The following is a 10,891-nucleotide window of genomic DNA, read 5'->3' on the forward strand; positions in this document are numbered from 1 at the left end:
GAGCGGCTCCCTGCCACTCCCACAACACCAGCATGGCCAGGTATTGCGGGTAGGTCAGGCCGAGTTGGTCGAGCATTGGCTTGTAGGCGCGAATCACCGCCCGGGACGCGGCGTAGAGCTTGAAACAGAGCTGACTGTCGAGCTTCAGGGAATCGGCGGACAGGGTGTTCATTTGAGCAGGGCTTCGATCTCGCGGCTCAGGTCCTGGGGCTTGGTCGCCGGAGCGAAGCGCTTGACCAACTGACCGTCCTTGCCAATCAGGAACTTGGTGAAGTTCCATTTGATGCCCTGCGACCCCAGCACGCCCGGTGCGCGTTTTTTCAACTGAACGAACAACGGATGCGCGCCGGCACCGTTGACTTCGATTTTCTTGAACAGCGGGAAGCTGACACCGAAATTCAATTCGCAAAATTCGGAAATGGCACCTTCGTTACCGGGTTCCTGTTTGCCGAACTGATTGCACGGAAAGCCCAGGACCACCAGCCCTTGGTCCTTGTAGGTTTGCCACAACTCCTCCAGCCCCTTGTATTGCGGGGTGAAGCCGCACTTGCTGGCGGTATTGACCACGAGCACGGCTTTGCCCGCGTAATCCGCCAGGGTCTTTTGCTCACCCTTGATGGTGGTGCACGGGATGCTCAGCAGATTGTCGGTCATGACTTGCACTCTTGAAGAAAGAAGATGAGATAAACATAGCGAGCAATTGAATTGTGTGCAATTTAAATATCCGGAGAGTGATCAATGGACCACTCACAGCTACTTATTCGCGCGGCACCAGGTCCAGACACACCGAGTTGATGCAATAACGCAGACCGGTGGGTGGTGGGCCATCCGGGAACACGTGCCCAAGGTGTGCATCACATTTGGCGCAAACCACTTCAGTGCGGATCATGCCGTGGCTGACGTCACGGATCTCGACCATCGCGCTGTCGCCGATCGGTGCGTAGAAGCTCGGCCAGCCGCAGCCGGCGTCGAATTTTGTCTTGGAATCAAACAACGGTTCGTTGCAGCAGATGCAGTGATAAACACCCGGAGTCTTGGTGCCGTTGTATTTACCGGAAAACGGTCGCTCGGTGCCTTTGAGGCGGCACACGTTGTACTGCTCCGGGTCGAGCATTGCCTTCCATTCTTCCAGGGTTTTTTCCAACTTTTCCATCATCACACCTCAGCAGCTGAAAAAGCCCGATCTGTACCTTTTCCACGGATCAGGCGGCACGTATGATTGCGCCTCGTCAAACGCCAGTCTGGCAGCCAGACCACGCGCATTCAAACGGATTTATGGGTGCTGCATCTAAAGGCGTCAGGCCTGTGTGAATACGCAGGATTCCCAGTACGGTAGTTCATACGCCGCCTGGATCGTTCATTTTCGGGAACACATCGCCATGCAGGTCAGCAAATCGAACAAGCTCGCCAACGTCTGCTACGACATTCGCGGCCCAGTGCTCAAGCACGCCAAGCGCCTGGAAGAGGAAGGTCATCGCATCCTCAAGCTGAACATCGGCAACCCGGCGCCTTTTGGTTTCGAAGCGCCGGACGAAATCCTCCAGGACGTGATCCGCAATTTGCCGACCGCCCAGGGCTATAGCGATTCCAAAGGCCTGTTCAGCGCGCGCAAGGCCGTGATGCAGTACTACCAGCAGAAGCAGGTTGAAGGCGTCGGCATCGAAGACATCTACCTGGGCAACGGCGTTTCCGAGCTGATCGTGATGTCGATGCAAGCCCTGCTCAACAACGGCGACGAAGTGCTGGTGCCCGCCCCGGACTATCCGTTGTGGACGGCCGCGGTCAGCCTGTCGGGCGGCAACCCGGTGCATTACCTGTGCGATGAGCAAGCCAACTGGTGGCCTGACCTGGCCGACATCAAGGCCAAAATCACCCCGAACACCAAGGCGCTGGTGATCATCAACCCGAACAACCCGACCGGCGCGGTGTATTCGAAGGAAGTATTGCTGGGCATGCTGGAACTGGCCCGTCAACACAACCTGGTGGTGTTCTCCGACGAGATCTACGACAAGATCCTGTACGACGACGCTGTGCACATCTGCACCGCTTCCCTGGCCCCGGACCTGCTGTGCCTGACCTTCAACGGCCTGTCCAAGTCCTATCGCGTGGCGGGCTTCCGTTCCGGCTGGATCGCCATCTCCGGCCCCAAACATCACGCGCAGAGCTACATCGAAGGCATCGACATGCTGGCCAACATGCGCCTGTGCGCCAACGTGCCGAGCCAGCACGCCATCCAGACCGCACTGGGCGGCTACCAGAGCATCAATGACCTGGTCCTGCCCCAGGGCCGCTTGCTGGAACAGCGCAATCGCACCTGGGAACTGCTCAACGACATTCCGGGCGTGAGTTGCGTCAAGCCGATGGGCGCACTGTATGCGTTCCCGCGGATCGACCCGAAAGTCTGCCCGATCCACAATGATGAAAAGTTCGTGCTCGACCTGCTGCTCTCCGAGAAGCTGCTGGTGGTTCAGGGCACCGCCTTCAACTGGCCTTGGCCGGACCACTTCCGCGTGGTGACCCTGCCGCGTGTGGATGACCTGGAGATGGCCGTCGGCCGGATCGGCAACTTCCTCAAGTCCTACCGCCAGTAACGGGTCTGTCGCCGTGGGATTTTTTGAAAAAGTCCCACGGCGATTGATTCAGCAACACATCTCTGCGTCCGGCCGTACACCCTTGCTTCATGCGATGCCTGATCAACTTTTTGGTGCTCGCGTCTAACAACCACGGAGGTTTGCTCTGCGCGCTGCCTGTCAAACACTTCCCATGCCCGCGTCGGAAATGCCCTGCAAGCGACTACACTGTTGCTGTAGGAAACAGTTTGAAATAGTCACCCGGTTGAATAGCCCGGTGCAGCACCTTATATACCCCGCAGTACGCTATATCTTTAGCAAAAGGAGATTTCTACAACCATGATGCGCATCCTGCTGTTTTTGGCCACTAACCTGGCGGTCGTGCTGATTGCCAGCATCACCCTGAGCCTTTTCGGCTTCAACGGGTTCATGGCGGCCAACGGGGTTGATCTGAACCTCAATCAGCTGCTGATTTTCTGTGCGGTCTTTGGTTTTGCCGGTTCGCTGTTCTCGCTGTTCATCTCCAAGTGGATGGCGAAGATGAGCACCAGCACCCAGATCATCACCCAGCCACGCACCCGTCACGAGCAATGGCTGCTGCAAACCGTCGAGCAATTGTCCCGGGAAGCCGGGATCAAGATGCCTGAAGTCGGAATCTTCCCGGCTTACGAGGCGAACGCGTTCGCTACGGGCTGGAACAAGAACGACGCACTGGTCGCGGTCAGCCAGGGCTTGCTGGAGCGTTTCTCGCCCGATGAAGTGAAAGCTGTACTGGCCCACGAAATTGGCCACGTGGCCAATGGCGACATGGTCACCCTGGCGCTGATTCAGGGCGTGGTGAACACCTTCGTGATGTTCTTCGCACGGATCATCGGCAACTTTGTCGACAAGGTGATCTTCAAGAACGAAGAAGGCCAAGGTATTGCCTACTACGTGGCAACCATCTTCGCCGAACTGGTTCTGGGCATTCTGGCCAGCTCCATCGTCATGTGGTTCTCGCGCAAGCGTGAATTCCGTGCCGACGAAGCCGGTGCACGCCTAGCCGGTACTGGCGCGATGATCGGCGCACTGCAACGCCTGCGCGCCGAACAGGGCCTGCCGGTGCACATGCCGGATACCCTGAACGCCTTTGGCATCAACGGTGGCATCAAGCAAGGGTTCGCCCGGATGTTCATGAGCCACCCTCCGCTGGAAGAGCGTATCAACGCACTGGCTCGACTTCAGCGCTGATTATTCACCACCAAAAAAGAAGGCCCGCAGTGATGCGGGCTTTTTTTTATTTGCTGTATTGATGCAGTGCTCGCGAAGGGGCCAGCAAATTCAACGCAACCTAACGGCTGGAAACCCGATACACCCGCTCCTCAAGTCGAGTGACACCCGCCTCCAGGAATTTTCCGCTCGCACTCAGAACATCCTGATCTTCCAGGATCTTCAAGGCCCACGACCCACCGAACAACCGCCTCACTTCATCATCCAGCACAGCAAACGGTGGGCCGTCCATTTGCGCCTGATCGTAGTCCAGGGTAATCAACAACCCCTGCGACTCCTTCGGCAAAATGCGGTTCAGGTGCGAGGCATACTGTTCGCGCATTTTCGGGGGCAAGGCAATCAACGCCGCGCGGTCGTACAGTGCGCTGCAGTCGGCGACATCGCCGGCCGTCAACTCAAAGAAATCACCGCACCACAATTCGATAGAACCTGCGCGGTAAACCTTGAAAGGCCCTTGCTCGCTGACGTCAGGATCAAGCTGATGCTCATTGAAGAAATCCTCAATGGCCTTTTCCGAGAGCTCAACGCCCAAAACCTCATGCCCTTCGCGTGCAAGCCACAGCAAATCCAGACTCTTCCCGCACAGCGGCACCAGTACGCGCGCGCCATCTTCCAGACCCAATTGCGGCCAGAAACGCTGCAGATAAGGATTCACTTCCGGCAGATGAAAGCCGATCTGATTCGACGCCCATCGTTTGTGCCAAAACTCCGGCTGCATAATTAATCCCAAAAATTCGATCAAAAGACCCTAAAACTTATATTAGATTTAGATCAATGATCTGACTGAAGATGGTGCCATCTTACTCTCAGGAGCTGATTCATGTTCCCTAGCCTTTACATATCCCACGGCTCCCCCATGCTGGCGCTGGAACCTGGCGCCAGCGGCCCGGCCCTTGCTCGACTGGCCGCCGACATTGCGAAACCAAAAGCCATCGTGATGGTATCCGCGCACTGGGAAAGCAACGAACTGCTGGTCAGCGGCAATCCCCAACCGGAAACCTGGCACGACTTCGGCGGTTTTCCACAGGCGCTGTTCGATGTTCAATACCCGGCACCAGGGGATCCCCTATTGGCGGCAGACGTTGTGACGTTACTGAAGGCCGCCGATCTACCGGCACGACTCGATACCAAACGTCCATTCGATCACGGTGTGTGGGTGCCGTTGACATTGATGTATCCGCAAGCCGATATCCCCGTGGTGCAAGTCTCGCTGCCCACCCGTGGTGGCCCTGCCCTGCAAACCCGTGTCGGCCATGCCTTGGCCAGCCTGCGTGAACAGGGCGTGCTGCTGATCGGCTCTGGCAGCATCACGCACAACCTGCGTGAACTGGACTGGCACGCAGGACCGGAAAGCGTCGAGCCATGGGCCAAATTCTTCCGCGACTGGATGATCGAGAAACTCGCGGCCAACGACGAAGCGGCGCTGCACGATTATCGTCAGCAAGCGCCGAATGCCGTGCGTAATCACCCGAGTGACGAGCATTTGTTGCCGTTGTACTTTGCCCGCGGGGCCGGGGGTGAGTTCAGTATTGCGCATCAGGGTTTCACCATGGGTGCGCTGGGCATGGACATTTATCGCTTTGGCTGATCGGTAGACCGCGATGATCGTTCCCACGCTCTGCGTGGGAATGAATCAATGGACGCTCTGCGTCAGCTTCTGGGACGCGGAGCGTCCCCGGCTGCATTCCCACGCAGAGCGTGGGAACGATCAGGCAAAAAAAATCCCCGAACCAGTCGGGGATTTTTTATGTGCGATCAATCAGCTCAAGAGCGGATCAATCTTCGCGATAGCGACGCAGTTTCAACTGCTTACCGGCAACGCGAGTGTCCTTCAGTTTGGTCAGCAGTTTTTCCAGACCATCTTCCGGCAGCTCGACGAGGCTGAAGCTGTCACGCACCTGGATGCGACCGATGGCTTCACGAGCCAGACCACCTTCGTTCAGGATGGCGCCCAGCAGGTTCTTGGCAGCGATACCATCACGCGCACCCAGCGCGGTACGGCAACGAGCACGACCTTCAGCCAATGGAACCGGAGCACGACGCTCACGATCACCACGGTCTGGACGATCACCGGTACGCTCTGGACGATCGCCACGCGGTGCGTTGTTCGGCACCAATGGACGTTCTTTCTCGATCGCAGCCAGGGTCAGCGCCTGAGCGTTGGTTGCCTTGCGCAGCAGAGCAGCGGCCAGTGCACGCGGGGTGCAACCGATGTCGGCAGTCAGGCGATCCAGCAGATCACCGTGGGTCGACTCAGCATCGGCAACCAGCGGCGACAGGCTGTTGGTCAGTTTCTTGATGCGGGCATCAAGAACGGCCTGAGCGTCCGGCAGGCGAACTTCGGCAACCTTTTGACCGGTTACGCGCTCGATCACTTGCAGCATGCGGCGCTCACGCGGAGTCACCAGCAGCAGTGCACGACCTTCGCGACCGGCACGGCCGGTACGGCCGATACGGTGAACGTAGGATTCCGGATCGTACGGCATGTCAACGTTGAATACGTGAGTGATGCGCGGAACGTCCAGGCCACGAGCAGCAACGTCGGTCGCCACAACGATGTCCAGACGGCCATCCTTGAGGGATTCGATCACGCGCTCACGCTGGTTCTGGGCAATGTCACCGTTCAGCGCAGCGGCTTTGTAGCCTTTGGCTTCCAGGGCACTGGCCAGGTCCAGGGTCGCTTGCTTGGTGCGCACGAACATGATCAGGGCGTCGAAATCTTCCACTTCCAGCAGGCTCAATACAGCCGAGGTCTTCTGGTCAGCGTGAACCAACAGGTGAGCCTGTTCGATCGCGGTAACGGTCTGAGTCTTGGTCTGGATCTTCACGTGTTGCGGATCGCGCAGATGGCGTTCTGCAATGGCACGGATCGACTGCGGCAGGGTGGCCGAGAACAATACGGTCTGACGGGTTGCAGGCAGTGCCTTGAAGATAACTTCGAGGTCGTCCATGAAACCCAGCTTGAGCATTTCGTCCGCTTCGTCGAGAACCAGGTGGTTCACGGTAGCCAGGACTTTTTCGTCACGACGCAGGTGGTCGCACAGACGGCCCGGAGTGGCGACAACGATCTGTGCGCCATTACGGATTGCTTTCAGTTGAGGACCCATAGGGGCGCCGCCGTAAACGGCCACAACGGTAACGCCCGGCATTTGCTTGGCGTAGGTTTCGAAAGCGGTTGCTACTTGCAGCGCCAACTCACGGGTTGGCGCCAGGATCAGGGCTTGCGGCTCGCGCTTGGCAGGATCGATGCGATGCAGGATCGGCAGGGCGAACGCGGCGGTTTTACCGGTACCGGTTTGCGCCTGGCCAATCATGTCGTGGCCGGCCATGATGATCGGGATCGATTGCTGCTGAATAGCCGAAGGCTCTTCGTAGCCAGTCGCAATGACGGCTGCAAGGATATTCGGATTAAGATTAAAAGCGGCGAAGCCGCCGGTTTCCTGGGTCATGGGTCTGCCTCTAAGTGCATCCGCAAAGACCCATGCTCCAAAGCTGCGCATGCCGTGTAAGACTCAAGAGTCGCCCTGGCTGCTTTGTCGGCGGGGATTTGCGAAAACGAATGAATGAAAAAGATTCGTCAAGGGAGAGTCCGCTGTGCGGACGTGCAGCCGAAGCTGACTTCGGGGAATTGCGCTACCTAAACGCGGCCCGGTTAAAGGCCGGCGCGCACTATACCGGAATTCGCCCAAAAAGGGAGCATTATTTGTCGGAAAACTGACGGATACACCGTTGTGTCACAGGCTTTGCGGATATTCCTGTGACGGTCTATTTTTCAAAGGCCCGGCCCCGCTGGCGATGGCGCTAAAACGGTTCATCGTTATCAGGGCGTCCTGCGGTCTGACACCCCCTTCCCGTCCGAGGATTTTGCTCCATGAATCAGCCCGCTAGCAGTCGTGTAACCCGCGAAAGACACGGTCATGTCCTGATGATCGGCCTGGATCGGGTGGCCAAGCGCAATGCCTTTGATCTTGAGCTGCTCAACGAGCTGAGCCTGGCTTATGGCGAGTTCGAGGCTGACATCGACGCGCGGATCGCGGTGGTGTTCGCCCATGGCGAGCATTTCACCGCCGGGCTGGATCTGGTCAGCGCGAGCGGAGCGTTGGCCGAAGGCTGGCAAATACCGCCGGGGGGCTACGATCCATGGGGTGTTTTTGCCGGCCCCCGAGTCAGCAAACCGGTGATTGTTGCCGCGCAGGGCTACTGCCTGACCATCGGCATTGAGTTGATGCTGGCCGCAGACATCAACCTGTGCGCCAGCAATACCCGATTCGCCCAGAAAGAAGTACAACGCGGGATCTTCCCGTTCGGCGGCGCGACATTGCGTCTGCACCAGCTGGCTGGCTGGGGCAATGCGATGCGTTGGCTGCTGACCGGCGATGATTTCGATGCCCATGAAGCGTTGCGCATGGGGTTGGTCCAGGAAGTCATGGCCAGCGAGGACCTGCTGCCACGGGCCATTGAATTGGCCGAACGGATTGCCAGCCAGGCACCACTGGGCGTGCAGGCGACGCTGATGTCAGCACGACAGGCGCGCTATGAAGGGGAAACCGCAGCGGCGCTGGGATTACCGCCGCTGGTGAAAAAATTGATGGCGAGTGAGGATGCCAAGGAAGGGGTGCGGTCGATGGTCGAGAAGCGGCCCGGGATCTTCAAAGGGCTTTAGTTTTGTGTTGGTTTTGAGGGCTTGCCCGCGATGAGGCCATTAAAGACAACACATCAAGTCGCCGGGCGAATCGCCTTGATCAGCGACTGCAACGAATACCCCAGTCGGGGCGCCAGCCCTTGCGCCCGCGCGATCAAACCGTCCATGTCCAGTTCCTGATCCAGCTCCGAAGGCACGAGCAAAATCACATTGCCCTCTTTCACCGGCAGCTCCCAGTAATGCCGGTGATAGAGCCCACGCAACAACGCAGCCCCCAACGGTTTGCCATCATCGGTGGCCCATTGGTTGATCACCAGCCAGCCACCCGGATTCAGGCGTTTCTGACAGTTTTCCAGAAAGCTCCAGGCCAGATGCCCGACACCCGGCCCGACATCGGTGTAAAGGTCGACGAAGATCAGGTCCGCCGGCTCAGCGGTATCAAGAAGCTCCAGTGCATCACCGACGCGGATATACAGCCGAGGATCGTCTTCCAGCCCAAGGTATTCGATGGCCAGGCGCGGTACGTCCGGGCGCAATTCAATCGCCTCGACATCTTCCAACGGCAAAAACTTGAGGCACGCCTGGGTCAGTGTTCCCGCGCCAAGCCCCAGAAACAGCGCGCTTTCCGGCTGCTCGTGGCACAACGCACCGATCAGCATCGCCCGGGTATAGTCGTACTCAAGCCAGCTCGGATCAGCGGTGAAGACGCAGCTCTGTTCGATGGCATCGCCGAACTCCAGAAAACGGTAGTCAGCCACTTCCAGCACGCGTATTACGCCGAACTCATCCTGTACCTCGGCGAGCAGATGCTCGACGCGCTCCTCAGTCATTTCGTCTCCTGATCGTTGCCGACGCGGCAACGCAATAAACCGCGAGGGGGCGCGGCAAAGGCGCGATTGTCCGCGATGCGACGGGAACAGGTCACGCACTAATTGCTGATAACATGGCAGTCCGAGCGTAAAACACTAGAGAACGTGATGAGCCAACCCTGGAGCCCTGACAGCTGGCGCGCCCTGCCGATCCAGCAACAACCCCATTACCCCGACGCCGCTCATTTGCAGCAGGTCGAGCAAACCCTGGCCAGTTATCCGCCATTGGTATTTGCCGGTGAGGCCCGGGAGTTGCGCCGTCAGTTTGCCGAAGTGACCCAAGGGCGCGCGTTCCTGTTGCAAGGTGGCGATTGCGCCGAGAGCTTCGCCGAGTTCTCTGCCGCGAAAATTCGCGATACGTTCAAAGTTCTGTTGCAAATGGCCATCGTCATGACCTTTGCCGCCGGCTGCCCGGTGGTCAAGGTCGGTCGCATGGCCGGGCAGTTCGCCAAGCCACGCTCGGCCAATGACGAAACGATCGACGGCGTGACCCTGCCCGCCTACCGGGGCGACATCGTCAATGGCATCGGTTTCGATGAAAAAAGCCGCGTGCCGGACCCGGAACGCCTGCTGCAGTCCTACCACCAGTCCACCGCCACCTTGAACTTGCTACGCGCATTCGCCCAAGGCGGATTTGCCGACCTGCATCAGGTGCACAAGTGGAACCTGGACTTCATCGCCAACTCGGCACTGGCGGAAAAATACAGCCACCTGGCCGACCGCATTGATGAAACCCTGGCATTCATGCGCGCCTGCGGCATGGACACCTCGCCGCAGTTACGCGAAACCAGTTTCTTCACCGCCCACGAAGCGCTGCTGCTGAACTACGAAGAAGCCTTCGTGCGACGCGACAGCCTGACCAACGATTACTACGATTGCTCGGCGCACATGCTGTGGATCGGCGACCGCACCCGTCAACTCGATGGCGCACACGTCGAATTCCTGCGTGGGGTGAATAACCCGATCGGAGTGAAGGTTGGCCCGAGCATGGACCCTGAGGAGCTGATTCGTCTGATCGACGTGCTGAACCCGGACAACGATCCCGGTCGCCTGAACCTGATCGCGCGGATGGGCGCCAACAAGGTCGGCGATCACCTGCCGGCATTGATTCGCGCCGTGCAGCGCGAAGGCAAGCAAGTGCTCTGGAGTTGCGACCCGATGCACGGCAATACCATCAAGGCCAGCAGCGGCTACAAGACCCGCGATTTCGCGCAGATCCTTGGCGAGGTGAAGCAGTTCTTCCAGGTTCATCAAGCGGAAGGCAGTTATGCCGGCGGTATCCACATCGAGATGACCGGGCAGAACGTGACCGAATGCATTGGGGGGGCGCGGCCGATTACCGAGGATGGGTTGTCGGACCGGTACCACACCCATTGTGATCCGCGGATGAATGCAGATCAGTCGCTGGAATTGGCGTTTTTGATTGCCGAGACACTGAAGCAGGTACGGCGCTAAACCGCGTCGCCTCCATCGCGAGCAGGCTCGCTCCCACAGTTGACCGAGTTGTCCGGAAGGACGCGATCTAATGTGGGAGCGAGCCT

The 10,891-nt window shown here is 58.5% G+C and carries 10 protein-coding genes and 1 pseudogene; 5 read left to right on the forward strand and 6 right to left on the reverse strand.

Translation table 11 applies throughout. The features are described from left to right. The 3 genes and pseudogenes from PMI22_RS23325 to msrB all read right to left on the reverse strand — a co-directional run. Nucleotides 1–172: pseudogene (locus PMI22_RS23325) on the reverse strand (MarR family transcriptional regulator); the annotation flags it as partial. After that, nucleotides 169–654, reverse strand: a complete 486-nt coding sequence (locus PMI22_RS23320; RefSeq protein WP_007943706.1) for a glutathione peroxidase — start codon at nt 652–654, stop codon at nt 169–171. The pseudogene PMI22_RS23325 and the gene PMI22_RS23320, both read right to left, overlap by 4 nt. Nucleotides 655–757: 103 nt before the next feature. Continuing rightward, entirely contained in the window at nt 758–1,153 is a 396-nt protein-coding gene (gene msrB, locus PMI22_RS23315) for a peptide-methionine (R)-S-oxide reductase MsrB (RefSeq protein ID WP_007943707.1), read from the reverse strand. Nucleotides 1,154–1,379: 226 nt separating this feature from the next. On the opposite strand from msrB, the gene PMI22_RS23310 reads away from it, so the two are divergent. Both PMI22_RS23310 and htpX read left to right on the forward strand, forming a co-directional pair. Continuing rightward, complete coding sequence (locus PMI22_RS23310; protein ID WP_007943708.1) at nt 1,380–2,591, forward strand: pyridoxal phosphate-dependent aminotransferase; 1,212 nt, start codon at nt 1,380–1,382, stop codon at nt 2,589–2,591. Between the two features lie 318 nt (nt 2,592–2,909). Then, nucleotides 2,910–3,800, forward strand: coding sequence for a protease HtpX (htpX, locus tag PMI22_RS23305; RefSeq protein WP_007943709.1), 891 nt, complete (start codon nt 2,910–2,912; stop codon nt 3,798–3,800). A 100-nt stretch (nt 3,801–3,900) separates the two neighbouring features. On the opposite strand, the gene PMI22_RS23300 is transcribed toward htpX, so the two are convergent. After that, nucleotides 3,901–4,557: a thiopurine S-methyltransferase gene (locus tag PMI22_RS23300; protein WP_007943710.1), complete on the reverse strand. Its 657-nt coding sequence runs from the start codon at nt 4,555–4,557 to the stop codon at nt 3,901–3,903. A 102-nt stretch (nt 4,558–4,659) separates the two neighbouring features. On the opposite strand from PMI22_RS23300, the gene PMI22_RS23295 reads away from it, so the two are divergent. Further along, nucleotides 4,660–5,427 (forward strand): DODA-type extradiol aromatic ring-opening family dioxygenase, encoded by a 768-nt coding sequence (locus PMI22_RS23295; RefSeq protein ID WP_007943711.1) that lies wholly within the window; start codon nt 4,660–4,662, stop codon nt 5,425–5,427. A 187-nt stretch (nt 5,428–5,614) separates the two neighbouring features. Here PMI22_RS23295 and PMI22_RS23290 read toward each other — a convergent pair whose 3' ends face one another. Continuing rightward, nucleotides 5,615–7,288: a DEAD/DEAH box helicase gene (locus PMI22_RS23290; protein WP_007943712.1), complete on the reverse strand. Its 1,674-nt coding sequence runs from the start codon at nt 7,286–7,288 to the stop codon at nt 5,615–5,617. A gap of 422 nt (nt 7,289–7,710) precedes the next feature. Here PMI22_RS23290 and PMI22_RS23285 point away from each other — a divergent pair, with 422 nt between their 5' ends. Further along, nucleotides 7,711–8,502, forward strand: a complete 792-nt coding sequence (locus PMI22_RS23285) for a crotonase/enoyl-CoA hydratase family protein (protein ID WP_007943713.1) — start codon at nt 7,711–7,713, stop codon at nt 8,500–8,502. Between the two features lie 53 nt (nt 8,503–8,555). On the opposite strand, the gene PMI22_RS23280 is transcribed toward PMI22_RS23285, so the two are convergent. Further along, entirely contained in the window at nt 8,556–9,311 is a 756-nt protein-coding gene (locus tag PMI22_RS23280; RefSeq protein ID WP_007943714.1) for a spermidine synthase, read from the reverse strand. A gap of 147 nt (nt 9,312–9,458) precedes the next feature. Between PMI22_RS23280 and PMI22_RS23275 the strand changes: the two genes are divergently transcribed. Further along, nucleotides 9,459–10,805, forward strand: a complete 1,347-nt coding sequence (locus PMI22_RS23275; RefSeq protein WP_007943716.1) for a class II 3-deoxy-7-phosphoheptulonate synthase — start codon at nt 9,459–9,461, stop codon at nt 10,803–10,805. Nucleotides 10,806–10,891: the final 86 nt, after the last annotated feature.

The sequence above is a fragment of the Pseudomonas sp. GM21 genome (assembly GCF_000282215.1).
Taxonomy (GTDB): Bacteria; Pseudomonadota; Gammaproteobacteria; order Pseudomonadales; family Pseudomonadaceae; genus Aquipseudomonas.